Origin of the sequence: Mesorhizobium sp. CU3, assembly GCF_006442965.1 — a bacterium.
In the GTDB taxonomy this organism is placed as follows: Bacteria; Pseudomonadota; Alphaproteobacteria; order Rhizobiales; family Rhizobiaceae; genus Mesorhizobium.
The window spans coordinates 576,455-601,700 of the sequence record NZ_VFWX01000001.1; the positions used below are offsets into that span (position 1 = coordinate 576,455).

17 protein-coding genes are annotated in these 25,246 nt (G+C 64.7%); 4 read left to right on the forward strand and 13 right to left on the reverse strand.

The genetic code is table 11. From position 1 onward, the window contains the following. Positions 1-3: 3 nt before the first annotated feature. Positions 4-1,374 (reverse strand): cytochrome P450, encoded by a 1,371-nt coding sequence (locus FJ988_RS02750; RefSeq protein ID WP_140815198.1) that lies wholly within the window; start codon positions 1,372-1,374, stop codon positions 4-6. Positions 1,375-1,554: 180 nt separating this feature from the next. On the opposite strand from FJ988_RS02750, the gene FJ988_RS02755 reads away from it, so the two are divergent. Further along, positions 1,555-2,136, forward strand: coding sequence for an NADPH-dependent FMN reductase (locus FJ988_RS02755; protein WP_140815199.1), 582 nt, complete (start codon positions 1,555-1,557; stop codon positions 2,134-2,136). 238 nt (positions 2,137-2,374) lie between these two features. Continuing rightward, positions 2,375-4,846 carry a DNA topoisomerase (ATP-hydrolyzing) subunit B gene (gene gyrB, locus FJ988_RS02760; RefSeq protein ID WP_140815200.1) on the forward strand — a complete coding sequence of 824 codons (2,472 nt, stop codon included), beginning with the start codon at positions 2,375-2,377 and terminating at the stop codon, positions 4,844-4,846. On the opposite strand, the gene FJ988_RS02765 is transcribed toward gyrB, so the two are convergent. After that, on the reverse strand, positions 4,830-5,915 hold the full coding sequence (locus FJ988_RS02765) for a dienelactone hydrolase (RefSeq protein ID WP_246688411.1): 1,086 nt from the start codon (positions 5,913-5,915) through the stop codon (positions 4,830-4,832). The two genes, gyrB and FJ988_RS02765, sit on opposite strands and share 17 nt — an antisense overlap. 508 nt (positions 5,916-6,423) lie before the next feature. Here FJ988_RS02765 and FJ988_RS30735 point away from each other — a divergent pair. Further along, complete coding sequence (locus tag FJ988_RS30735) at positions 6,424-11,256, forward strand: autotransporter domain-containing protein (RefSeq protein ID WP_181183394.1); 4,833 nt, start codon at positions 6,424-6,426, stop codon at positions 11,254-11,256. 164 nt (positions 11,257-11,420) lie between these two features. Here the strand turns inward: FJ988_RS30735 and FJ988_RS02800 are convergent, their stop codons facing one another. From FJ988_RS02800 to FJ988_RS02850, 11 genes are all read right to left on the reverse strand, one after another. Then, on the reverse strand, positions 11,421-12,818 hold the full coding sequence (locus tag FJ988_RS02800) for an NAD(P)(+) transhydrogenase (Re/Si-specific) subunit beta (RefSeq protein WP_140815202.1): 1,398 nt from the start codon (positions 12,816-12,818) through the stop codon (positions 11,421-11,423). A 3-nt stretch (positions 12,819-12,821) separates the two neighbouring features. Beyond that, positions 12,822-13,370 (reverse strand): hypothetical protein, encoded by a 549-nt coding sequence (locus FJ988_RS02805; protein WP_140815203.1) that lies wholly within the window; start codon positions 13,368-13,370, stop codon positions 12,822-12,824. Positions 13,371-13,414: 44 nt separating this feature from the next. Further along, positions 13,415-13,834: a proton-translocating transhydrogenase family protein gene (locus tag FJ988_RS02810; protein ID WP_140815204.1), complete on the reverse strand. Its 420-nt coding sequence runs from the start codon at positions 13,832-13,834 to the stop codon at positions 13,415-13,417. Then, positions 13,834-15,111: a Re/Si-specific NAD(P)(+) transhydrogenase subunit alpha gene (locus tag FJ988_RS02815; protein WP_140815205.1), complete on the reverse strand. Its 1,278-nt coding sequence runs from the start codon at positions 15,109-15,111 to the stop codon at positions 13,834-13,836. The genes FJ988_RS02810 and FJ988_RS02815 overlap by 1 nt, the downstream gene beginning before the upstream one ends. 86 nt (positions 15,112-15,197) lie before the next feature. Beyond that, a complete protein-coding gene (locus FJ988_RS02820) occupies positions 15,198-15,422 on the reverse strand; it encodes an aa3-type cytochrome c oxidase subunit IV (RefSeq protein ID WP_140815206.1) in 225 nt (74 codons plus the stop codon). 155 nt (positions 15,423-15,577) lie between these two features. Then, entirely contained in the window at positions 15,578-15,727 is a 150-nt protein-coding gene (locus FJ988_RS02825; RefSeq protein ID WP_140815207.1) for a DUF3096 domain-containing protein, read from the reverse strand. A gap of 167 nt (positions 15,728-15,894) precedes the next feature. Further along, positions 15,895-16,659 carry an N-acyl amino acid synthase FeeM domain-containing protein gene (locus FJ988_RS02830; RefSeq protein ID WP_140815208.1) on the reverse strand — a complete coding sequence of 255 codons (765 nt, stop codon included), beginning with the start codon at positions 16,657-16,659 and terminating at the stop codon, positions 15,895-15,897. 242 nt (positions 16,660-16,901) lie between these two features. Then, positions 16,902-19,217, reverse strand: coding sequence for a bifunctional diguanylate cyclase/phosphodiesterase (locus FJ988_RS02835; protein ID WP_140815209.1), 2,316 nt, complete (start codon positions 19,215-19,217; stop codon positions 16,902-16,904). Positions 19,218-19,368: 151 nt separating this feature from the next. Further along, positions 19,369-22,935, reverse strand: coding sequence for an indolepyruvate ferredoxin oxidoreductase family protein (locus FJ988_RS02840; protein ID WP_407067700.1), 3,567 nt, complete (start codon positions 22,933-22,935; stop codon positions 19,369-19,371). A gap of 113 nt (positions 22,936-23,048) precedes the next feature. Beyond that, complete coding sequence (locus FJ988_RS02845; RefSeq protein ID WP_140815211.1) at positions 23,049-23,579, reverse strand: hypothetical protein; 531 nt, start codon at positions 23,577-23,579, stop codon at positions 23,049-23,051. Beyond that, positions 23,572-24,180 carry a CGNR zinc finger domain-containing protein gene (locus tag FJ988_RS02850; protein ID WP_140815212.1) on the reverse strand — a complete coding sequence of 203 codons (609 nt, stop codon included), beginning with the start codon at positions 24,178-24,180 and terminating at the stop codon, positions 23,572-23,574. The genes FJ988_RS02845 and FJ988_RS02850 overlap by 8 nt, the downstream gene beginning before the upstream one ends. Before the next feature lie 92 nt (positions 24,181-24,272). Here FJ988_RS02850 and FJ988_RS02855 point away from each other — a divergent pair, with 92 nt between their 5' ends. Continuing rightward, positions 24,273-25,178 (forward strand): branched-chain amino acid ABC transporter permease, encoded by a 906-nt coding sequence (locus FJ988_RS02855; protein ID WP_140815213.1) that lies wholly within the window; start codon positions 24,273-24,275, stop codon positions 25,176-25,178. Positions 25,179-25,246: the final 68 nt, after the last annotated feature.

The window sequence follows — 25,246 nt, forward strand, 5'->3', positions numbered from 1 at the left end:
CACTCAGGTTCTGCGCGAGACCTGCATCGGCAGGCCGCCCTGCGGCTGCGTCGTCAGCTTCTGCACCGGCCATGGCTTGGTGTCTGAGGTGACGTCGAAGCGGAAGCGCGACAACAGGATCGCCAGCGCGATAATTGCTTCCTGCATGGCGAAACTGGCGCCGATGCAGACGCGCGGCCCGGCGCCGAAGGGCAGATATTGGAAGCGGTCGATCTTGTCGCGGTTCCCCGGATGGAAGCGCTCCGGCATGAAGGCGTCCGGCCTGTCCCACAATTTGCGATGGCGGTGCACGACCCAGGGCATGACCAGCACGGCGGCATATTTCGGCAGATAAAGACCGTTCCAGGTCTCGGGCTCGATCGGCTCGCGGTTGATCGAGGGCGCCGGCGGATAGAGCCGCAGCGCCTCCTCGAAAGCGGCGCGGGTGAACGGCATGGCGTCCAGCCATTTTGTCGGATCCGGCTCGCGTGCCAGCACGGCGTCGATCTCCTGCTCGACCTTGTCGCGCTCCCAGGGCGCTTCGGCGAGACAGTAGATGGTCCAGCCCAGCGCGCGGGCCGTCGTCTCATGGCCGGCGCCGATGAAGGTGATGATGTTGTCCTCGACCTCGGCGCGGGTCAGTCCGTCCGGCCCTTCGGCCTTGAGCAGCAGCGTCAGGAAATCCTGCGGCACGCCGTCGGGATCGCGCTTCATGCGCTCCTCGCGCATCTTGACCGTGCCGGCGACGATGGCGCGGAAATAGGCCATGGTCTTGCGGCCGCGGATGCGGGTCAGCCTGGGCAGCCATTCCGGGGCGCGCAACAGGTCGAGCGGGTCGACGCGACCCATGGTCTCGAACAGCCGGTCGATCTCCTTGGCGAAGCTGCCCGGCTCGCCGGCGATCTCGCCGGAAAACAACGTCTCGGCCAGGATGTCGTAGGTGAGCAGCGTCATGTCATGGGCGACGTCGGTGGTGCCGCCGGACTCATAGCGGGTGACGAAGTCCTGCGTGCGCCTCAGCATCGGGGCGGCGAAGCCGAAGATATGGCGCGGCGTGAACACAGGTGCCATGGCCTTGCGCGAGCGCTTCCACACTTCGCCCTCGGCGGTGAGCAGCCCGTCGCGCAGGATCGGCCGCAAGATCAGTTGGCGCACCGTCGCCATCTTGTAATTCCGGGCGTTGTCGATCAGCACGTGGCGGATAAGACCCGGATCGTTGGCGACGATCAGATGTCCGCCGACGCCATTCGCCGATATCCAGGGTTCGTTATAGGTGTGCTCGCCCCACAGTTCGAGCGGGTTGCGATAGACGATGCGCATCATCTCCAGCGTCGAGGGCGGCTGGGTGCGCGGCTTGGGCGCCGGCGGCACGAAAGGGGCGGGCTTGGTGTCCATGAGCATGCTCCGCTGCAGGCATGAATGTAGTGCCGGCCAAACCCGGCGTCCATGCGACCGAGCGGCAGGCTGCAATGGAGGGCCCTCGCCGGAAAGTGACCGGCGTCGGCCCATACAAGCTTGTTGCCGGCGTCCGCTTACTTTAGTCACCAACGGATACCGTCAACGAAGGAGCCACATGTGAAGCATCGTTTGAACATCATCATCGGCAGCACGCGGCCGGGACGCGCAGGGCCGATCTTCGGCGAATGCCTGGAAAAGCTCGCCCGCGAGCACGGCAAGTTCGAGCCGGTGCTGACCGACATCGCCGCGTTCGACCTGCCGATGCTCGACGAGCCGCATCATCCGCGCCTGCGCAAATACGAGAAGGACCACACCAAGGCCTGGTCGAAGGCGATCGATGCCGCGGATGCCTTCGTCTTCGTGGCGCCGGAATACAATTACTTCGTGGCACCCGCGATCGTGAACGCCATCGACTATCTGGTCCATGAATGGCGCTACAAACCGGCCGCCATCTTCAGCTATGGCGGCGTTTCCGGCGGCTTGCGCGCCGCGCAGTCGCTGAAACCGCTGCTTACCTCGGTCGGCGTCATGCCGATCCCGGAAGGCGTCGCGCTGCCCGCCTATGCAAGCCTGCTCGACGAGAAGCGCGCCTACCATCCGTCGGAGCAGGTGCAGGCAAGCGCCAAGGCGATGCTTGACGAGCTGTTCCGCTGGAGCGAGGCGCTGAAGGGACTGCGCGCCGGCCTGCCCGCGCAATAACGAAACCGCTCCGGAAATATGCCTTGCGAGGCCGCGCCCAGGCGCGGCTTTTCGCGTTTTGCACCCACGTCTCGGAGCGCCATTCCATCTCGCTTGGAAAACGCCTGTCGCCAAGCCGGCAAAATGCCCGCAAACCTTGGAAAATCCGCCATTTGCGCCTATATTCAGGACATCAAATCGGCGCGATTCGAGGGCATTTTTCTGCGCCGGACCATCGACATCAATCAGACAGGTTTTCATGAGCGACCAGACCGAAGGCGCCAATGGCGCGGAAGCCGAGTACGGCGCCGATTCCATCAAGGTTTTGAAGGGGTTGGATGCCGTCCGCAAACGGCCAGGCATGTATATCGGCGACACGGATGACGGCTCGGGCCTGCATCACATGGTCTACGAAGTGGTGGACAACGCCATCGACGAGGCGCTTGCCGGCCATGCCGACCTGGTTTCGGTGACGCTCAATCCCGACGGTTCGGTGACCGTCATCGACAATGGCCGCGGGATTCCGACCGATATCCACCCCTCGGAGGGCGTTTCGGCGGCCGAGGTGATCATGACGCAGCTGCATGCCGGCGGCAAATTCGACCAGAACTCCTACAAGGTTTCCGGCGGCCTGCACGGCGTCGGCGTTTCCGTCGTCAACGCGCTTTCCGCCTGGCTGAGGCTGAAGATCCGCCGCAACGGCGAAATCTTCGAAATGAGCTTCACGCACGGCAATGCCGATGCGCCGCTGAAGGTGACCGGCAGCTACGTTCAGGACAAGCAGCCCGGCACCAATGAGGGCCGTAGCGGCTCGGAGATCACCTTCTTCCCGTCGGCCGAGACCTTCACCATGGTCGAATTCGACTACAACACGCTGGAACACCGGCTGCGCGAGCTCGCCTTCCTCAATTCCGGCGTGCGCATCATCCTGACCGACGCCCGCCATGCGGACGTCGTGCGCCACGAGCTGCATTATGACGGCGGCCTGGAAGAGTTCGTCAAATATCTCGACCGGGTGAAGAAGCCGCTGATCGAGAAGCCGATCGCAATCCGCGCCGAACGCGACGGCATCACCGTCGAGGTGGCGATGTGGTGGAACGACAGCTACCACGAGAACGTGCTGGCCTTCACCAACAACATCCCGCAGCGCGACGGCGGCACCCATCTGGCCGGCTTCCGCGCCGCGCTGACGAGGCAGATCACCGGCTATGGCGAATCCTCCGGCCAGACCAAAAAGGAAAAGGTCTCGCTCACCGGCGACGACTGCCGCGAGGGCCTGACCGCCGTTCTGTCGGTCAAGGTGCCGGACCCGAAATTCTCCTCGCAGACCAAGGACAAGCTGGTCTCATCGGAAGTCCGCCCGGTGGTGGAAAGCCTGGTCAACGAGGCGCTCGGCACCTGGCTGGAGGAACATCCGGCAGAAGGCCGGGTCGTGGTCGAGAAGGTGATCCAGGCGGCCGCGGCGCGCGAGGCCGCGCGCAAGGCGCGCGACATCACGCGCAAGAGCACGCTCGGCGTCACCTCGCTGCCCGGCAAGCTCGCCGACTGCCAGGAACGCGATCCGGCCAAGTCGGAAATCTTCATCGTCGAGGGTGACTCGGCCGGCGGCTCGGCCAAGGGTGGGCGCTCGCGCCAGAACCAGGCGATCCTGCCGCTGCGCGGCAAGATCCTGAACGTCGAGCGCGCCCGATTCGACCGCATGCTGTCCTCCGAGATGATCGGCACGCTGATCACCGCGCTCGGCACCTCGATCGGCAAGGACGAGTTCAACGCCGACAAGCTGCGCTACCACAAGATCATCCTGATGACCGACGCCGACGTCGACGGCGCCCACATCCGCACGCTTTTGCTCACCTTCTTCTTCCGGCAGATGCCGGAGCTGATCGAGCGCGGCCATCTCTACATCGCCCAGCCGCCGCTCTACAAAGTGACGCGGGGCAAGAGTTCGCAATATCTCAAGGACGAAAGCGCCTATGAGGAATATCTGATCGGGTCCGGCCTGGACGAGGCTTCGCTGGCGCTGGCCTCCGGCGAGGTGCGGACCGGGCAGGATCTGCGCAGCTCGGTCGACGACGCGCTGGCCGTGCGCCAGCTGATCAACGGCCTGCACACGCGCTACAACCGCAGCGTCGTCGAACAGGCGGCGATCGCCGGTGCGCTCAACGCCGACGTGCTTGCCGATCTCGGCCGCGCCAATGCGATGGCCGAGCGCGTCGCCCAGCGCCTCGACATGATCGCGGAAGAGACCGAGCGCGGCTGGACGGGACGGCTGTCCACCTCCAATGACGGCTCGGGCGGCTATGTGTTCGAGCGCACCGTGCGCGGCGTCAAGGATGTGGCGCAGCTCGATGCCGGACTGATCGCTTCGGCCGACGCGCGACAGCTCGACCGCTATTCATCACGCCTGGCGGAAGTCTATGGCGAGCAGCCGGCCTTGCGCCGCAAGGAAAGCTCGGAGCTGCTTTCGGGGCCGCTGGCGCTGCTCAACGCGGTGTTCGCCTCCGGCCGCAAGGGCCTCACCATGCAGCGTTACAAGGGCCTCGGCGAGATGAATGCCGAGCAGCTTTGGGAAACCACGCTGGACCCGAATGTGCGCTCGCTGCTGCAGGTAAAGGTCAACGACGCGACCGATGCGGATAGTCTGTTCTCACGCCTGATGGGCGACGAGGTGGAGCCGCGGCGCGAGTTCATCCAGGACAACGCGCTGTCGGTGGCTAATCTGGATATCTGAGCGCTGCTTCGAAGAAGCTGACCAGGCCGGCGTTCAGGCGCTGGTGAAACGCGGCCCGGTCGAAGCCGGGCGCGTCGATGCATTTGCCGGGCGCGATGGCGCGCAGCCGGGCGCCGCACGGGGACAGGAAGGCATAATGGCCGGCCAGGGGTTCGACATGAAATTCCGGCGGATGCGGCAGCGCCGAGCGAATATGTTCTTCATACCAGGGATCCGGCTGATGCCGGTCGTCGGCCGCGCGCCATAGCAGCACCGGTATCTGCACCGAAGCGAGGTCGGCGCGCTCGAAGGTGAAGCCGAATGCCGGCGCCGCGGCGGCGATGGCGCGGATCCGCCGGTCGGGCTTCCACGCCTCCGGCGGCGCCTGGGGCGCTTGCGCTACCGAATGGATGCCAGCTCCCGCCAAGGTCGTGCAAAGATCGTGCCCGGGGTTTTCCGCGCAATATGAATCGATCCTGTCGAGCTTGGGTATTCCTCCCGCTTCGACGAGCACGGTGAAGCCGCCATTCGAGAACCCATAGGCGCCAATGCGTTGCGCATCGATGTCGGCATGTTCGGGCCAGTCCGTCAGCATGAAATCGACAAGCCGGCTCAGCTGAGCGGGCCGGCGCCATAGCATCAGAACCTTGCTCTGGTCGTCGTAAGTATCGCCGGCGTGGCTGACCGCGGCGACGACGAACCCGGCTCTGGCCAAGGCGAGTGCGGTGTCATAGTGAGCGGCGTAGGAGCCGCCACCGCCATGCGAGATGACGATGAGCGGCAATGCTTGACCTTTGACCGGACCAGAAGGCGCGACGCGCTGCTTGAAAGTATCCAGCAGCACATCGGACGGCTCGACGGTTGTCGGGTACCAGATGCCGGCTGTCAGCGGCGGCTCGTTGCCGTTGGGAATGCGAACGACTTCAAAACCCACAGGCGGAAGATCGGCGATGTTCTGTGAGACCGAACCGGACGACGTCGCGCCGGTCGGCTCAGCGGCAGCGGCCAAGCTCTTGCCGCAGGCGAACAGACCGCAGAGCAAGAGCAATACAGCGACAGTTGCCAGGCGCAACGTCCGTTCAACCCACATGCGCCAGGTCCTTCGCAGATCGCGGAATTGCTTCACAGCCATTACCTCCGTATTGGCAAGGAAAGTGGCGTTTCGAAGGACCCGGCAGAATGACCGGCCAAGCGCTCCGATCGCCACTCTTCGCGCAATAGCCACTGTCCGGTGTCGGCGGACCAATGTCCACACTTCCGGGACACCACGTCCTGTCGCTCGTCATCGGCGCCTTCGTCACCGGCACAGCGGCACTTGGCGGCAAGCAGTGCCATGACGAGTAAGCCGCCCGGTTTGCCGGCAGTGCCCCCGCATTGAAGACAAAAGCCCAGCCGTGAGTTGGGCTTTACTCAGTCCTGCTTGTCGCGCCAAAGCTGTCGGACAATCCAAGACGGGTGGTTGCCGGTAATCGCCTGGTTGGCCTGGCCGGGCGCCCTCTGACTTTTTCTGGCACGACTTTGCGTTTGTCTAATATCTTGCTGGTTTCGATAATAGTTTGGGCTATCTGGATGATCCCTGTCAGCATGGAGACAGGGTCTTGCCGAACACCGCCACTTCCATCCTTTTTCGCTCGCTCATGGCATGCACGGCGCTGGTTGCCGTGCAGTCGCAGGCGAGAGCCGCCGACATCATGGTCAGCGACGCGGCCAGCCTCTCCAGCGCGATCAGCAATGCCTCGAGCGGCGACCGTATCATTCTGCAGAACGACATCGCGCTCGGCACGACGCTGCTGCCGCCGGTCCTGACCAATGTGTCCATCGACGGCCAGGGTCATACGATCGACGCGCAAGGCAACAACCGCATCTTCTTCCTCGACAGCAAGGATGCCGTGCCGGCCGTCTCGATCGAGAATGTGACGCTGAAAGGCGGCGCGGCCAAGGGCGGCGACGGCGGCAATGGCAATGGCGCCAGCTATGACGGCGGTGGCGCGGGCGGCGGCGGCGGCATGGGCGCCGGCGGTGCGATCTTCGTCAACAACGGTTCCCTTACCATCGCCAATGTGGACTTCGCCGACAACAGCGCCACCGGCGGCAATGGCGGCGTTCGCGTGCCGGGCGGTGGAACATCGGGCGGCGGTGGCGGCGGCGGACTGGGCGGTGGCGGTGGCGGCGGCGGTCAAAGCACGGGCGGCGGCGGCGGCGGTTACAGCGGAGGCGGCGGCGCTCCCGTGGCCCTTTATGGCAGCCCGCCGTCCGTTGGCGGCACCGGGCCGGGCGGCGATGGCGGCTCCAACGGAGCCGGCCAGGGCGGCGGCATCAATGGGGGCGCCGGCCCCAATGGCGGCGGCGGCGGCCTGCCGACCGGCATGGGCGGCAACCCCAACAGCGACGGCACGGAAGGCGGCGGTGGCGGCGGCGCGTCGGACGGCGGCCGTGCCGGCAACGGCGGCGACTTCGGCGGCGGCGGCGGCGACACCACCAGCTTCGGGACCGCGGGCAGCGGCGGCTTCGGCGGCGGCGGCGGCGGCATGGGCGCGTGGGGCAACGGCGGCAATGGCGGTTTCGGCGGCGGCGCCGGCGGCGGGTATGGCTACATGCGCGGTCCAGGCACGCCCGGCATCGGTGGCGGCTACGCCTACCAGTCGGGCGGCGGCGGAGCTGGTTTCGGCGGCGCGGTTTTCGTGCGCTCCGGCGCGTCCATCACCATTGCCGACGGCTCGTTCGAAGGCGGCTCGGCAACGGCCGGCGGCGGTTACACGGCCGGCGCAAGCGCCGGCAGCGATCTCTTCCTGATGTCGGGCACCGTGACCACCTTCAACCCGACCGGCACACTGACCATCAACGGCACGATCGCCGACGACAGCCAGTCCAGCCTGCCGACCGGCCAGAGCTACGGCGCCGGCTGCGCGGTCGGCCCGGGTTGCGGCGCGGCGATCGCGATCACCGGCGGCACGGTGGTGCTGAACGGCGCCAACACTTTCTCTGGCGGCATGTCCGTCCAGAGCCGGGTCCGTCTCGGCAACAGCAGCGCGGCCGGCACGGGCGCCATCACGTCGCTCGGTGCGACCATCGATTATGCCGACGGCATCAGCGTGGCCAATCCGATCGAGCTCGACGCCGACGGCACCAAGCTCAATGTCGACAGCGGCTCGGCCGAACAGTCGGGAGCGATTTCCGAATCCGGCGGTTCGTTCTCGCTGGACAAGACCGGCAACGGCGCGCTGACGCTTTCGGGCGCGAACACCTATTCGGGCGGCACGCTGGTCAGCGCCGGCACGATCGTCGTCGGCGCCGACACAATCGGCAGCCATGGCGCAATTGTGTCCTCCGCGCTCGGCACGGGCGATGTCACACTTGATGGCGGCACCTTGCAGGCCGGCGGCTCCTATACCGTCGCCAACGACATCGCGGTTACCGCCAAAGGCGCTTCGATCGACAACAACGGCAATGTCTTCACGCTGACCGGTACCATTACCGACGGCACGACCGGCGGCGGCACGTTGACCTTTCTGGGTGCGGGAACGACCGAGCTTACCGGCGCCAACACCTATTCGGGTGGCAGCCGGATCAGCGCGGGCACGGTCGTCGTCGACACTGATACGGTCGGCAGCCATGGCGCGATCGTGTCCTCGGCACTCGGCACGGGCGGCGTCACACTTGACGGCGCCACCTTGCAAGCGGGCGGCTCCTACACCGTCGCCAACGATATCGCGGTGAGCGCCAAGGGCGCTTCGATCGACAACAACGGCAACGCCTTCACGCTGTCGGGCACCGTGACCGACGGCACGACCGGCGGCGGCATGCTGACCTTCCTGGGTACGGGGACAACCGAGCTTACCGGCGCCAACACCTATTCGGGTGGCAGCCTGATCAGTGCGGGCACGATCGTCGTCGGCGTCGATACAATCGGCAGCCATGGCGCGATCGTGTCCTCGGCACTCGGCACCGGCACTGTGACGCTGGACGGCGCCACCTTGCAGGCGGGCGGCTCCTACACTGTCGACAACGATATCGCGGTCAGCGCCAAGGGCTCGTCGATCGACAATGACGGCAACGCTTTCACGCTGACCGGCACAATAACCGACGGCACGACCGGCGGCGGCACGCTGACCTTCCTCGGCTCGGGGACCACCGATCTCGCCGGCGCCAACACCTATACCGGCGCGACCTATATCGATAGCGGCGCCACCCTGGCGATCAAAGGCGGCGGCTCGATCGCTTCTTCGGCGATGATCAGCTTCGGCCAGGGCGGCGGAACGCTCGACATCTCGCAGGCCAACAGCGGCGCCAGCGTTACCGAGGTCAGCGACATTGCCGGGAACTCGACGATCGCGCTTGGCGCGAAGACCCTTACCATAACCCGCGATTCACTGTTCGCCGGCGTCATCCAAGACGGCGGCCTTGGCAACGGGACAGGCGGCAGCCTGGTGGTCGCCGACGGCGCTTCGCTGGAGCTACGCGGCGCGAACAGCTTCACCGGCTCGACCAGGATCCAGGACGGCGGCGAGCTCCAGCTCTCCGATGAAGGCAGTCTGGCGGCATCGAGCGAGGTCGCAGCCGACGGTGTCCTCGATATCTCGGCCAGCACCGCGACGGCGGGCGTATCGGTCAAATCGCTGACCGGCGGCGGCGCCGTCTATCTCGGCGACATCGAACTGCACATCACGAATGCGAATGGCGCTTTCGACGGGTCGATCAGCGATTGCGGCACAGATGGAACGAGTTGCGCCTCGATCCAGTCGGGCGGCGGGCTGACGCTCGAAAGCGGCACGCTGACGCTGAACGGCGTCAACACCTATACTGGCGAGACCACGGTCAGCGGCGGCAAGCTCATCATCGGCGACGACAGCCATGCCGGCGCAAGCCTCGCCAGCGCCGTGACGGTCGGCAATGGCGGTAGCCTTGGCGGCATCGGCACGATCAGTGGCCTGACCGTCAACCAAGGCGGCGCCGTCGGCCCTGGCAATTCAATCGGCACGCTGACCGTCACCGGTGACGTGACGCTGGCGGCGGGATCGATCTTCGCGGTCGAGATCGCAGGCAACGGATCGAGCGACAGGATCGCGGCCGATGGCAAGGCGACGCTTGGCGGCGGCCAGGTCGAAGTGAGGGCGCTGGACAGCCGGACCAGCTACAAGACGGGCCAGACCTACACGATCCTGACCGCCACCGGCGGCATCGACGGCAGCTTCGATCCGACCGTGCTGTCGAAGTCGGCCTTCCTCTCCGCCCAGCTTTCGCAGGACGCCAACAGCGTCGACCTCACGATCGCGAGGACGAAAGACGCGTCCTTCGCGTCCATTGCCGACAGCCCGAACGGCAAGCAGACAGGGGCCGCGCTGGACACGCTGGAGCAGAGCGGCCCTTCCCTGGTGCTCTACAACAAGCTTCTGTCGCTGTCGGCCGACGAGGGGGGCGCCGCATTCGACCAGCTGTCGGGCGAAATCCACGGCTCGACCGTCAGCGGGTTGATCACCGACAGCCAGAAGCTGCGCGATGCTATCGGAAGCCGGCTGGATGCGGCGTTCAATGGCACCAGCCCCGCGCCGTTGCCGATTATGGCCTATGGCGACGACGCCTCGCTGACGACGGCGGCTATCCCCACCGAACGCTTCGCCGCCTGGGGTTCTGCTTTCGGCTCCTGGGGCAGCATCGACGGCGACGGCAATACGGCCAAGCTCTCGCATTCGACCGGTGGCTTGGTTACCGGTGCCGACGGTTTCGTCACCGACGACTGGCTGCTCGGCATGCTTGCCGGCTACAGCCATTCCAGCTTCAAGACCGATCGCGGCGACAGCTCGGCTTCGAGCGACAACTATCACCTGGGCGTCTATGGCGGCGCCGAATGGGGCGCACTCGCCTTGCGTACTGGCCTCGCCTACAGCTGGAGCAAGATCGATACCGGCCGCTCCGTGGCCTTCCCCGACTTCGCCGACAATCTGAGCGGCAGCTACCGAGCCGGCACGACCCAGGTCTTCGGCGAACTCGGCTACACGATCAAGGCGGGCGGCATTGCGCTGGAGCCGTTCGCCAACCTTGCCTATGTCGATCTCGACACCGATGGTTTCAGCGAACATGGCGGCGCCGCCGCGCTGAACGTCGAAGGCGGCTCCAACGACGTTACCTTCACCACGCTGGGCTTACGCGCTTCCGGTGATTTCGATCTCGGCGGCCTGAGGGCCACGGGGCACGGCACGATCGGCTGGCTGCATGCCTATGGCGACACCGCGCCAGCGATCACCCAGGCATTCGAGGGCTCCGCTTCCTTCACCGTCACCGGCGCGCCTATCGCCAGCGACAGCGCCATACTGGAGGCCGGACTGGACTTTGCCATCACTCCCGCTGCAAGGCTTGGCATCACCTACAACGGCCAGGTCGCACGGGAGACCCGCAACCACGCCTTCCGGGCCGATCTGGACATCAAATTCTGACAGCCGGGCGCAAACCCGCGCTCACAAGAAAGCCCGGCTCGCGCCGGGCTTTCGATTCCGATACGTCAGCCGACAACCATCTTGCAGAGGGTCGCGGGTAGGCCGACGACCTTGTGTCGGAAGGTTGCGGACAGGCCGACAACCTTCCGTCGGAAGGTTGCGGCTTAGTGATCAAACGCCTTGACGATTTCCTCGGTCATCTTCTTGGCGTCGCCGAGCAGCATCATGGTGCCGTCCTTGTAGAACAGCGTGTTGTCGATGCCGGCATAGCCGGAGCCAAGCGAGCGCTTGACGAACAGGCAGGTGCGGGCTTTGTCGACGTCGAGGATCGGCATGCCGTAGATCGGCGAGGACTTGTCGTCGCGCGCGGACGGGTTGGTGACGTCGTTGGCGCCGATGACATAGGCGACGTCGGCCTGCGCGAATTCGGAGTTGATGTCCTCCAGCTCGAACACTTCGTCATAGGGCACGTTGGCCTCGGCCAACAGCACGTTCATGTGGCCGGGCATGCGGCCGGCGACCGGGTGGATGGCGTATTTCACCTCGACGCCATTGGCCTTGAGCTTGTCGGCCATTTCGCGCAGCGCGTGCTGCGCCTGGGCGACCGCCATGCCGTAACCCGGCACGATGATGACCTTCTGCGCGTTCATCATCAGATAGGCGGCGTCGTCGGCCGAGCCCTGCTTGACGGTGCGCTCGATGCCGTCGTCGGCGGCTGCCGCAGTCTCTCCGCCGAAGCCGCCGAGGATGACCGATATGAAGGAGCGGTTCATGCCCTTGCACATGATGTAGGACAGGATGGCGCCCGACGAGCCAACCAGCGCGCCGGTGATGATCAGCGCCAGGTTGCCGAGCGTGAAGCCGAGTGCTGCCGCCGCCCAGCCCGAATAGGAATTCAGCATCGACACCACGACCGGCATGTCGGCGCCGCCGATCGGGATGATCAAGAGCACGCCGAGCACCAGCGAAGCGGCGACGATCAGCCAGAAGACGAGCTTGGCCTCGGTGGTGACCAGAAGCACGATCAGCACGACCAAAGCGAGGCCGAGGACGATGTTGATGAGGTGGCGGCCGCCGATCATGATCGGTTTGCCGGACATGCGGCCGTCGAGTTTCAAAAAGGCGATGACCGAGCCGGTGAAGGTGATGGCGCCGATGGCGACGCCAAGGCTCATCTCGATCAGCGCCTCGGCGTGGATGTCGCCCGCGGTGCCGATGCCGAAACTTTCCGGCGCATACATGGCGGCGGCGGCCACCATGACGGCGGCGAAGCCGACGAGGGAGTGGAAGGCGGCGACCAGCTGCGGCATCGAGGTCATGGCGATGCGGCGCGCGGTGACGGCGCCGATGCCGCCGCCGATGGCCAAGCCCAGCACGATCAAGCCGAGGCTGGCGGCCGATGGCTTGGCATAGGCCAGCGTGGTGGCGATGGCGATCGCCATGCCGATCATCCCGTAGAGATTGCCCTGGCGGCTGGTGGTCGGATGCGACAGGCCACGCAACGCCAGGATGAACAGGATGCCGGAGATCAGATAGAGGAAGGAGGCGAGATTGACGGTCATGGCTTAGTCCAGTGCCTCCATTGTACCCTGCGGGAATTCGACCTTTTCGAATTCAGGGTAGATTTTCCTTACTATCGTCAATTGCTTGGGCTCATCGACCCGAACCAGATACCATTGGCTGCCTTCGAGAAGCGCCAGTGTCTGGCTGTGGGCAACAAAGCGCTGCTTGTGCCCATCCTTGTCGACGCTCATGACCGTTTCGGTGGGAAGAAAGGCGTAAGGCGTTCCGTCTTCCCTCTCAAGATATCGTACGGCGGCCAGATCCATCCTGAACGACTCGACAGTCACGCGCTTTTGCACATCGGCCCAGGCCGCCTGCATCTGTGTTTGCAACTGATCGATGGTCAGACCGCTCGATGTTGCAATGTAGTCCAGAATTTTGGGGGACGTCATGCCGAAGACATGCCCCATGTCGTTGGCTCCGAAAGCGGCCTTGAATTCTTCAACCGTGGCGGACAGAGCTTGTTTTTCGATATCCGTCGGCGTGCGAGCCCACCCGGCCCCGACAGCGACAAAGGCGGCAAGCCAGAGAGCAAGCAGCGTTCTCAACATCGCACTCCCTCCCCCAAAAACGCGAACGACGCCGGAGAACGCCGTCACTTGTCCTTCTTCTTGTACATGGCGAGCATGCGCTGGGTGACCAGGAAGCCGCCGAAGATATTGACCGAGACCAGCACCAGGGCGACGAAGCCGAAGCCGGCGGCAAGCCCGGAGGCCGAGAGGCCGACGGCAAGCAGCGCGCCGACGACGATGACCGAGGAAATGGCGTTGGTCACGGCCATCAGCGGCGTGTGCAGCGCCGGCGTCACCGACCAGACGACATAGTAGCCGACGAAGATCGCCAGCACGAAGATGGCGAACTGAAAGACGAAAGGATCGACGGCGCCGCCGGAGAGCGCATGGGCGGCATTGCCGGCAGCCTCGGCGCCCGGCGCGGTGGCGGCGTTCTGCACCGCAAGCTTGACGGCGGCGGTCGCTTGATCGAGCTGATCGAGGGCTTTCTGGAGGGCGTCCATCACGCGGTCCCTTCTGACTTGGACGAGGGCGACTTGGCGGCGGCCTTCTTTGTCGCTGCTTTCTTGGCGGCGGGCTTGGCCGAGGCATCGGCAACCATGGTCGTCGCCGGAATGGCCGCAGGTTCGGTGCGCGGCTGCTCAGCCGCCTTGGCGAAGTTCGGATGCACGACCTGGCCAGCGTCGGTCAGCATCGTCGCCTTGACCAACTCGTCGTCGCGCTTGACGGCAAGCGCCTTCGCCGCCTTGTCGACCATGGTCTCGAGGAAGGCGTAAAGGTTCTTGGCGTAGAGCAACGAAGCCGACGCGGCGACGCGGCCGGGAACGTTGAGATGGCCGACGATCTTGACACCGTTTTGCGTCGTCACGACCTTGCCCGGCACCGCGCCCTCGACATTGCCGCCGCGCTCGACAGCGAGATCGACGATCACGGAACCCGGCTTCATCGAGGCGACCATGGCGGCCGAGACCAGCTTCGGCGCCGGCCGCCCCGGGATCAGCGCGGTGGTGATGACGATGTCCTGCTTGGCGATGTGCTCGGCGGTGAGCGCCGCCTGCTTGGCCTGGTATTCCTTCGACATTTCCTTGGCGTAGCCGCCGGCCGTTTCGGCCGCCTTGAACTCCTCGTCCTCGACCGCCAGGAATTTCGCGCCGAGCGACTGCACCTGCTCCTTCACCGCCGGCCGCACGTCGGTGGCGGTGACGACAGCGCCGAGCCGGCGCGCGGTGGCGATCGCCTGCAGGCCGGCGACGCCGACGCCCATGATGAAGGTCTTCGCCGCCGGCACGGTGCCGGCCGCCGTCATCATCATCGGCAGGGCGCGGTCATATTCGGCCGCGGCGTCGATCACCGCCTGGTAGCCGGCGAGATTGGCCTGCGAAGACAAAACGTCCATCGACTGGGCGCGCGTGATGCGCGGCATGAATTCCATCGAGAACGCGGTAATGCCGGCCTTGGCCATGGCGGCGACGGCGGCGTCGTTGCCATAGGGATCCATGATGGCGATGACGACGGCGCCGGATTTGTAAGCCTTCAGCTCGGCGTCGGTCGGCCGGCGCACTTTCAGCACCACATCGGCCTTCCCTGCATCGCCGGCCGAGCCGATCGAGGCGCCCGCGCCGGCAAAGTCCTGGTCGGTGATGCGCGAGCCCTGGCCGGCGCCCTTTTCGACGATCACGTCGAAACCCAGGCCCGCCAGCCGCTTGACCGTCTCCGGCGAGGCCGCGACGCGCGGCTCGTTCGGGTCAAGCTCGCGAGGGATGAATATCGTCTGTCCCACCGGATGAATCCTTTCGGCTGGAACCTTGATTGCGCAAGGCGTCGGCCGGACGTCCGGCGACGTCGAGGACAATGGGCTGGAAGCTGCTACCGCAGAATGAGAGCGCCGACCGCCATGACCAGAAGGAACACGATGGTGGCCGAGAAGAAGCCGCCGACGAAGAAGCCGAAGGCCATGGCAATGAGGATGGCCGCGCAAAAGAGCGAGCCGTATTTAGCAAGCCCGAGGAAGCCCTTATAGGTGCGGTCGTGCTCGGCGTAGTCCATTGCAGCGCCCAGTTCGACAGGACCGGTCGGCGTGTGATCAGCCATAGGAATACCCCTTCGAAAATGCCTTTGAGGCACATAGCGAAAAGCTGGACGCAGAGCAATGGCGCTATTGCCGCACAACCGGCGACAACAGCCTCAAACGAAAGTTGAAATTGGAAGTGGCCCTGCCGGTCGCCGTGGGCCGATCGGAATCCTGATTAGCCGGCGAGATGCGGGAACAGGCCGAGCACGCCGACGAGGATCAAATAGAGCGCGACGATGTAGTTGAGCAGCCGCGGCATGATCAGGATCAAAACGCCGGCGATCAGCGAGATCAGAGGGGTGAGCGCGAGCGAGTGGATGGTCATTTCGGTTTCCTTTGCTGCAGTTCTGCCGGGCCGCCTCATAACGGAGCAGCGCTGGAAAGGTTCACCGCAGCGAGGCAATTCAAGGAAAAGTGTGTAGCGGTCGGGCTCGGCAACTTCGCCGCAGCCTTCGGTCCGGAATTGCGTGACGACAAATAGAAAGAAGAGGTTCAGGCGGCGGCGCGGTAGTATTTCGCCGTCGGGACGATCGACACGGGCATCAGCCGGTTGATGGCCGGATTGCCGAACATCAGCCGCTGTTCCATCGGCGTCGAATGGTAGAAGGGGAACCGTTCGAGCGTGTTGCGCATGTTTTGGCCGGCCGGTATTTCGAACAGCGCGATCGGGGCAAGAACACCGGGGAACATCCTGCCCTCGGTGCGCTGCACGGCGTTGAAGAAGCGCGCATAGAAGGCGGAATGCTCGACCTTGACCGGCGTCAGCACCGAATCCTGGCCAAAGTAGCAGGATGCGACCATAGCGATCCTGAGCGTCAGGAAAGGCAGCACGCCAGGCGCCGGCGCGTTGTCAGGGTCGGCTGCGAAGCGCGTGCCGTCGATGAAGGTTTCGCCGCGGGCGAGCCTTGGCAGCAACACGTCAGGATAGGCATCGACCGAAGGTGAGTATGGCTGCTCGCTGGAGATATAGTGAAAGCGCAAAGTGCTGACCAATTCGCCGTAGCAATAGACGCCGAAGCGGTAGGAATTGGGCAGGTTGTCCCACTTGTCCTCGAACATTCCGCTGGCGAGCGGACCGCACATGCCGGAGCGGACATAGGATTGATAGCGAAGCCTGTAGATCGCCTCCAGATCCTCGCCGCCGGCTATAAGGCGGTATTCCACATGCTCAAGCAATTCCATCATGGTTCGGTTGAGCAGGGAGTCGCGTTTAGCGCTGGCGCCCGCCGGAGCGCTTTTAGCCGCAGCATCGATCATAGTCGGTCCTCGAATTCCGCCTATGAATAGGCTATTCGAGTTGAAATGAGACACAAGTTGAAAATTCGTGAGAGCGGATTTACCGCTTGTTAACCTTAATGGCCGCGGTCCTTTCGCCGATATTGCCGACGAAACAAGCAAATCGCGCCGCTTGAGGCGGCGCCGCGGGCAGGCTTTTCTGAGATTGCTTATAGGCTCGCCGAGATTGAGGTTGGGCCCGGCCTCAGTTGGATATGAATGTCTTAGACAGCAGTCCGTTTGCCGGCGATACGCAGGTCCGCGGCGAAAGGCCATGTGACGCTCGACATCGTTTCGATGCCCGACGCGCTGAGCGCGGCGCCGAAGAGGAAGCCCTGGACGAAGTCCGGCTTGATCGAATGCACGAGCGTCTTCAACTGCTCGAAGGTCTCGACGCCTTCGATGGTGACGGAAAGGCCCAGCGTCCGGGTCAGGCCGACGATGCCCTTGAGAAGGTCGAGCGACTGCCGGTTCTGGTTTAGATCGACCAGGAAGGAACGGTCGATCTTGATCTTGTCGAGCGGCAGCTTGTGAAGGTAGCTCAGGCTGGAGTAGCCGGTGCCGAAATCGTCGAGCGCGATGCGTACACCCAGCGCTTTCAACTCCTCGATCGATTCCCGTGTCAGCGATTTGTCGTCGAGCAAGGCGGTCTCGGTGACTTCGATCTCGAGCCGGTGCGCCGCCAGGCCTGACTTGGCCAAGGCATCCGCGACCTTCTGGACGATGCTGCGGCTGCGGAAATCCTTGGCCGACAGGTTGACAGAGACGCTGGTCTGCGCCGGCCATTTGGCGCACTGGCCGCATGCCGCCTCCAGCACGAAAGTGCTAATGTCGGAAACGATACCCATCTCCTCCGCCAGGGGGATGAAGATGCTGGGCGAGATAGGCCCAAGATCGGGGTGATCCCAGCGGCAGAGCGCCTCGCAGCTGGCGATGCGCATCGTGTTCACCGCGACGATCGGCTGATAGACTACGCGCAATTCCTTGGCCTGCACGGCATTGCGAAGATCGGCCTTCATCAATTGGCGGCTGCGGAAGGCGGCGTCCATCGCCGCCTCGAACAGCCGCCAGCTGTTCTTGCCGAGCTCCTTGGCCTTGTAGAGGGCAAGATCGGCCTTGACGATCATGGCGTCGGCGTCTGTGTCCTTGACCCTGGACAGCACCGCGCCGCCACTCGACTGGATGCGCAGACCGTGGCCGGCAACATCGACGTCGCCCTGCAGATCGGCGAAGAGCTCGTCGAGCAGGTTGGTCAGATGGCTCTCGTCCTCGACACGGTCGAAGAAGATCATGAACTCGTCGCCACCGAAGCGGCTGACGGTGATGCCCGGCCCGGCGACCGCCGCGAGCCGCTCGGCCACCGCATAGATCAGCCCGTCGCCGACCGGATGTCCCAGCGTGTCGTTGACGCTCTTGAAGTCGTCGAGATCGAGCACCGCAAGGGCGCAGAGCCGGTCCTGGTCGCCGGAGGCCATGGCCTCGCCGACCAGCTCGTGGAAATAGGCGCGGTTCGGCAGACCGGTCAAATTGTCGTAGCGCGCCATGAAGCGGATCTTTTCCTCGGCTTCGACGCGCGCCGTGACATCCTCGAAGGTGATGACGCCGAGTTCCAGGCTGCCCTCCCGGGCGGAAAACTCGTAGTGCTGGCCGTTGGCAAGCGAAACCAGCACCTTGCGGTCGCGGCCCTCGCGCAAGGCGCGCGTGAGCTGCGCTTCGATGTAGCGGCAGTCCTTCGGCGCCAGCATGCCGCCGGCGACGCCGCGCATCAAAAGACCGTGAATGGAGCGTCCGAGCAAGGCGTCGCCCGATTTCAGCGACATCAAACGGGCGGCTTCGGCATTGGCCACGGCCACGCGCCCGTCGGGGCCGAGCATGACCAGGCCGTGAGACATGGTGTTGAGCGCCCTATCGAACCTGCGCGTCAGGTTACCGGCCTGCTTGTGGCCAATGACCGCGGAAAAGAGCACGTTGCGAACATGGTCGGCGCTGTTGATGGTGACGAAGGTCAGCGGGATGATCATCAGTCCGAGCAGAACCGACGGGGCATCCATACGCAGCAACAGGCCGAGCGCTGCCGGCCCGATGAACAGCACGGAGAAAATCCGCACCATGCGCGGAGAGCCGTAATTGCGGCCGACGACCGTGACCAGCGTTGCGATCGTCAGCGATGTCGCGGCCAGTTCGGCGAAGGGATCCGGGTATACATAGAGCGATATGAAGCACAGCGAGCCCAGGCAGAGGCCTTGCAAGGAGCCTTTGAGTATGTAGTTGCGCTCCCAGCGCCGGGCTTCCTCGACATCGGCGATCGTGCCGCCCGCCTTCAGGAAGCTGCGAATGCCCAGGTACCGGTAAAGGGTGATGCCCAGCAAGACAAAAGAAAACGCCAGGAACAACGGATTGTACGTGCGCAAGTAGATCATGAATCCGAGGATCCAATAGCACACGCCGCCAATCACCAGCATGTACGCGTTGTCGAACAACGACCGCACAAATTGGATGTAAACATCCGCTGGGATGCTTTCGGTCTTTGCTCTGCCCATATCGTCGGCCCAACGCTACGCCGTGTCATGACACACCCGCCTTAAGAAAGGCTTAGACCAGCGTGGTCGAAACGACCGGTCCGGCAAGTGGATCCGGACAGGCCAGCAGATTAACCGTCGAAATTAAGCTCCGGGAAACCAGCCGGCGCGATTACTCGGCCGCCCGCAGCACCGGCTCGACCACTTTTTGCAGGCGGTCCAGAAGCCTGGAACGTTCATCCGCCGCCTTCGCCGCGCTGGCGCGCCTGACATGGCCATAGCCGCGGATCAGCGAAGGCACCGACGCCAGAGCGGCGGCGGCTTCGACCCTGCCCGGCGCAAGCGACGCGGCGATAAGGTCGAGATCGGCTTCGTATTGCTCAAGTTGCCGGCGCTCCAGGCGCCGTTCCTCGGTATAGCCGAAGAGGTCGAAAGCGGTGCCGCGCAGGTGCTTCAGCGCCGCCAGCAGCCGAAAACCCTTCATCATCCACGGGCCGAAGCTCGATTTCCGGGGGCTGCCGTCATTGCCGCGCCGGCCGAGGATCGGCGGCGCCAGATGGAATTCGAGCTTGTCGTAGCTCTGGAACTGTTTGGCGAGATCGGCGGCGAAGCTGCCGTCGGTATAGAGCCGCGCCACCTCATATTCGTCCTTGATCGCCATAAGCTTGAAGAGGTTTTTCGCGGCGGCTTCGGCGACAACGGTCGAACCGGGTGCGACCTTGGCTTCCGCCGCGCGAAGCGTGGCAACGCGGGTCGCATACCGCCTGGCGTAGGCGGCGTTCTGGTAGGCGGTGAGGAAAGCGACGCGGCGGGCGATGACCTCGTCCAGCGTCTCGGCCGGCCTGGACGCCGGCTTGCCGGTCTGGGCGACCAGGCTGCGCACGAAATCCGGCTGGTGCGCGGCGCGGCGGCCCCAGCGGAAAGCGGCGACGTTCATGGCCACCGCTTCTCCGTTCAATTCTATAGCCTTTTCAACAGCTTCAGCCGACAGCGGCAGGCCGCCATGCTGGAACGCGAAGCCCAGCATGAACATATTGGCGCCGAGCGAATTGCCGAACAGCGCGGTCGCCGTGCGTGTGGCGTCGAAGAAATGCGCCTTGTCCTCGCCGGCGGCGGCGCGGATTGCCTTCTTCAGCCGCTCGACCGGCAGCGAGAAGTCGGCCGACCGGGTGAATTCGCCGGGCATGATCTCGGCGGTGTTGGCGAGGAAGATGGTGTGGCCCTCGCGCACCGCGCCGAGCACCTTCTTGGCGCCGGAGACGATGAGATCGCAGCCGAGCACGAGATCGGCCTTGCCGGCCGAGACGCGGATGGCGTGGATCTCCTCCGGCGTCGGCGCGATGCGGACATGGGTGAAGACCGAGCCGCCCTTCTGGGCAAGGCCGGCCATGTCGATCATGCCGCAGCCCTTGCCTTCCAGATGCGCCGCCATGCCGAGCACAGCGCCGACAGTGACGACGCCGGTGCCGCCGACGCCATCGATGATCGCCGCCCAGCCCTGATTTCCCATCGCGAATTCAGACGGGGCCGGCACGCCTTCGAGCGGATCGGCTTTGCCGGCAATGCCTTCGGCCTTGCGGATCTTGCCGCCATGCACGGTGACGAAGGACGGGCAGAAGCCGTTGACGCAGGAGAAATCCTTGTTGCAGCTCGACTGGTCGATGCGGCGCTTGCGGCCGAACTCGGTCTCGACCGGCTGGATCGAGACGCAGTTCGACTGCACGCCGCAATCGCCGCAGCCTTCGCAGACCAGCTCGTTGATGAAGACGCGCTTGTCGGGATCGGGAAAGGTGCCGCGCTTGCGGCGGCGGCGCTTTTCCGCAGCGCAGGTCTGGTCGTAGATCAGCACCGAGATGCCCTTCACGTCGCGCAGCTCGCGCTGGACGAGATCGAGATCGTCTCGGTGATGGATGGTGATGCCTGCGGGGAACTCGGCCTTGCCGGCATATTTGTCCGGCTCGTCGGTGACAACGGCGATGCGGTCGACGCCCTCGGCACGCACTTGCCTGGCGATCATATCGACGGTGAGCCCACCCTCATGCGGCTGGCCGCCGGTCATGGCGACCGCATCGTTGTAGAGGATCTTGTAGGTAATGTTGGCGCCGGAGGACAGCGCGAAGCGGATCGCCAGCACGCCGGAATGGTTGTAGGTGCCGTCGCCGAGATTCTGGAAGATATGGTCGCGCTTGGAGAACGGAGCCTGGCCGACCCATTGCGCGCCCTCGCCGCCCATGGCGGTGAAGCCGACGGTGTTCCGGTCCATCCACAGCGCCATGAAATGGCAGCCGATGCCGGCGGCGGCGAGCGAACCGTCCGGCACCTTGGTCGAGGAATTGTGCGGGCAGCCCGAGCAGAAGAAGGGCGTGCGCGAGCCGATGTCGAGCGTGTCGGCAAGCATCGCCTGGAACTGGCGCAGCTTGGCGACGCGCGCGGCGATCTCTTCCGACGGGCCGATGGTGCGCAATATCCGTTCGCCGAGCGCGATCGCGATTTCGTTCGGGTCGAGCGCGCCCTTGGCCGGGAACAGCCAGTCGCCGCGTTCGTCCTTCTTGCCGACGATCATGGGCTGCGTGGCGGTGCCGTAGAGGTTTTCGCGCAGTTGCACCTCGATCAGCGAGCGCTTTTCCTCGACGACGACGATGGCATCGAGGCCGCGGGCGAACTCGGCGATGTGCTGCAGGTCGAGCGGCCACGGACAGCCGACCTTGAACAGGCGGATGCCTATGCGATTGGCGGCCGCTTCGTCGATGCCGATATCCTCCAGCGCCTGGCGGACATCGAGATAGCTCTTGCCAATGGTGATGACGCCGAGCTTAGGATTGCGGCCGCCGGAATAGACGATGCGGTTCAGGCCGTTGGCGTGGATGAAGGCGGAAGCGGCTGCGCGCTTATACTCATGCAGCCGCTCCTCCTGGCCGAGCATGTCGATCTCGTGGCGGATGTTGAGGCCGCCCGGCGGCATGTCGAATTCGGGAACGACGATGTTCAGCCGTCCGATCGAGGCGTCGACCGAAGCCGTCGATTCGATGTTGTCCTTGACGCATTTGATCGCCGCCCAGGTGCCGGCGAAACGTGACATGGCAAAGCCGTAGAGGCCGTAGTCGATGATCTCCTGGACGCCGGCCGGATTGAGGATCGGCACCATGGTGTCGACGAAGAGGAATTCGGTGGCGTGCGCGTTGGTCGAGGATTCGGCCATGTGGTCGTCGCCCATCAGGGCAAGCACGCCGCCATGCTTGGAGGAACCAGCCAGATTGGCGTGGCGGAAGACGTCGCCGGAACGATCGACGCCCGGCCCCTTACCGTACCAGACCGAAAAGACGCCGTCATGCGTGCCTTCGCCCAGCAGTTCTGTCTGCTGCGAGCCCCAGCAGGCGGTGGCGGCGAGCTCTTCGTTGAGACCGGGCTGGAAGACGATATCGGCGGCGGCAAGCTGTTTCTTCGCCCGCCAAAGCTGCATGTCGAGGCCGCCGAGCGGCGAGCCGCGATAGCCGGAGACGAAGCCCGCCGTGTCGAGGCCGGCACGGCGGTCGCGCTCGCGCTGCATCAAAAGCATGCGAACGACAGCCTGGGCGCCGGACAGGAAGACGCGCTCCTTACCAAGGTCGAACTTGTCGTCGAGCGCGACGTCGTGCAGCGTCATCAAGCATTTCCTCTGCGGCGGCGCTTCCCAAAAAAAGCGGCCAACGTCGGAGTCGGACGCCGCAGTCTTTCTTCCCTTGGCGATGAGGTCAAACAAAATCGCTGGGGCCAAATAACACGCAACAAACGGTCTGGCGAGCAGCAAGCAGCGCACGCAAGATCATGCTAACCGCTTCGTGAAGAATAAAAATTTCGCGAGCGCTACGCGTTTCAGCTCGCCCTGGAGCAATTGGGCTTCGGCTCGCCGGGCAGTTTGCCGTCGGGATGGTCGGCAAGATCGGGGTTGAGTTCGTAATTCGGCCCGATCACCAGCGGCCGGTCCGGCAGCATGGTCTGGTCCTCGGACGAGGTCATGGTGGTGTCGATGCTTTGCAACAGCGTGCCGCTGGCATCCTGGATGCGGATCGAGACGGAATAGGGCTTGTCCTTGACCACGCAGGAGAGCGGCGGGCTGGTCAGCGTGATGTGCGGCAGCTTCGGCCAAATCTTCTGGTTGACGATCAACGGATCGCCGCCCGCCGGGTTCTGAAAGCTGACGACCGCGACCTGGCCGTCGACCATCGGCCGCAGCGGCTTGAGCGTGATGACATAGGTGGCGATGGCCAGCCGGTAGTTGAACTCGAACAGCTTGCCGGAGATGGCGAAAAGCTGGTCCTCGCCGGTGTCGCGGCAGGCGCCGAGCGCGATGGCGGCAATCAAGGCGGCGCCAATCAGGGCCGAACGCGACAATTTCCTAAGCATTGCTGACCTCCCTCGCCGCGGTGCGGCGGCGGTAATAGCGGTTTGCCTTCTGGCGGTTGCCGCAAACGGCCATGTCGCACCAGAGGCGGCTCGAGTTGCGGCTGCGGTCGACGAACAGCCAGCTGCAATTGGGGCAGATCCTCAGCCGCGCCACAGTGTCGTCGCGCAGCAGCGACAGCGCCGAGACGGCCAAAGCCGCCTCGAAAGCCATCGGCGTTTGCGGATCGCCAAAAGGCTGGCCTGGCGTGCCGATCTCGGTCGCGCTGCCGGACAGGCCGCCGGCGCAGGCAGTGAGGAAATCGGGCAGGTGGCTGGTCGCGACCGCGCCGTTCGAGACGGCATGGCGGAACAGGCGGTCGGTCGTCTCACGGATCGAGATGACGGTCGACTTGATGCCGTCCGGCTGCGGCGCCCGCAGCCGCCGGCCGCCAAGCTCGGCAGCGCGAAAGCCGCTTGCCGCTTCGGCGAAACGGGCGATCTCGGCCGCATCGTCGAAGCGATCGAACGTCTTGTCCGGTTCGTTGCGCAAAACCACGGTGTTCGCGGTATCGAGCGCAAGCATGCCACCGGTGAAGCGATGCGGTGTCCAGGAGACGGTCATGGGAGAAATCTAACCGATAAAACGTATTTGACAAGTTAGATTCCGAATGCGACGGTTTGGCTGGGTCGCGTCATGCGACCCGTGGGAGCGGCATGCTTTATTTCTTCCAGCAGGTGCTGAACGGGCTGCATTCGGGCGCGCTCTATGCGCTGCTTGCCTTCGGCTATGTGCTGACCAACGGCATCCTGCACCGCACCAACCTCGCCTATGGCGCGCTGTTCGCCTTTTGCGGCCAGACGATGATCCTGACCGCGGCCTTCGGCTATCAGGCGCTGTGGCTGACGCTGGGCGCCTCGGTGGCGCTCGGCGTGGTTGCCGCCCTTCTCTATGCCGCGCTGATCAGCCATGTTCTGTCGCGCAGCGTGTTCGAAAGGCTGGCCGACCGCTCGCCCAACGCCATCGTGGTGACGACGCTGGGCATCCTGATCTTCCTGTCGGAGGCCAGCCGCATCGCCGCCGACACGCATGATCTGTGGCTGCCGCCGATGCTCGCCACGCCCGTCATTTTCGCCGAAGGCGACGGCTTCAAGGTCACGCTCACCGTCATCCAGTTGCTCGACTGCGCCGGCGTGGTCGCAATGGTGGCGCTGGCGGCATGGCTGTTTTCCCATTCCAGCTTCGGCCGCGCCTGGCGCGCCGTCTCCGACGATCCGAAGGCGGCGGCGATGTGCGGTGTCGATGTGCGGGCGGTGTTCCGCCGCGCCGTGCTGTTCGGCGGCTTTTGCGCGGCGCTCGCCGGCGTGCTCGCCGGCCTCTATTACGGCAATATCAGCTTCGGCACGGGCCTCGTCTACGGCCTGAAAATCCTGTTCGTGACGGCCGTTGGCGGCTATCTGTCACCGCTGCGCGCGGCACTCGGCGCGGCCGCCTTCGGCATGGCGGAATCGCTCTGGGCCGGCTATTTCCCGCTCGAATGGCGCGATGCCTGGATATATCTCTTCCTCGTCGCCATGCTGGTGCTGATCGGCGCCGGCCGCGACCAGGCCAAGATCGCCTGAACCCATCAGACTTTGGTTGCATGACGTGTCGTGAACCGGCGGCTTTTCGCCGGCGCCATCGTTTGTGG

What these genes read in the sequence shown, in the direction of transcription:
- FJ988_RS02750 (WP_140815198.1), bottom strand. Translation starts at nt 1,374, where the DNA reads ATGGACACCAAGCCCGCCCCTTTCGTGCCGCCGGCGCCCAAGCCGCGC.
- gyrB (WP_140815200.1), top strand. Translation starts at nt 2,375, where the DNA reads ATGAGCGACCAGACCGAAGGCGCCAATGGCGCGGAAGCCGAGTACGGC.
- FJ988_RS02765 (WP_246688411.1), bottom strand. Translation starts at nt 5,915, where the DNA reads ATGTGGGTTGAACGGACGTTGCGCCTGGCAACTGTCGCTGTATTGCTC.
- FJ988_RS02800 (WP_140815202.1), bottom strand. Translation starts at nt 12,818, where the DNA reads ATGACCGTCAATCTCGCCTCCTTCCTCTATCTGATCTCCGGCATCCTG.
- FJ988_RS02805 (WP_140815203.1), bottom strand. Translation starts at nt 13,370, where the DNA reads ATGTTGAGAACGCTGCTTGCTCTCTGGCTTGCCGCCTTTGTCGCTGTC.
- FJ988_RS02810 (WP_140815204.1), bottom strand. Translation starts at nt 13,834, where the DNA reads ATGGACGCCCTCCAGAAAGCCCTCGATCAGCTCGATCAAGCGACCGCC.
- FJ988_RS02820 (WP_140815206.1), bottom strand. Translation starts at nt 15,422, where the DNA reads ATGGCTGATCACACGCCGACCGGTCCTGTCGAACTGGGCGCTGCAATG.
- FJ988_RS02825 (WP_140815207.1), bottom strand. Translation starts at nt 15,727, where the DNA reads ATGACCATCCACTCGCTCGCGCTCACCCCTCTGATCTCGCTGATCGCC.
- FJ988_RS02830 (WP_140815208.1), bottom strand. Translation starts at nt 16,659, where the DNA reads ATGATCGATGCTGCGGCTAAAAGCGCTCCGGCGGGCGCCAGCGCTAAA.
- FJ988_RS02835 (WP_140815209.1), bottom strand. Translation starts at nt 19,217, where the DNA reads ATGGGCAGAGCAAAGACCGAAAGCATCCCAGCGGATGTTTACATCCAA.
- FJ988_RS02845 (WP_140815211.1), bottom strand. Translation starts at nt 23,579, where the DNA reads ATGCTTAGGAAATTGTCGCGTTCGGCCCTGATTGGCGCCGCCTTGATT.
- FJ988_RS02850 (WP_140815212.1), bottom strand. Translation starts at nt 24,180, where the DNA reads ATGACCGTCTCCTGGACACCGCATCGCTTCACCGGTGGCATGCTTGCG.
- FJ988_RS02855 (WP_140815213.1), top strand. Translation starts at nt 24,273, where the DNA reads ATGCTTTATTTCTTCCAGCAGGTGCTGAACGGGCTGCATTCGGGCGCG.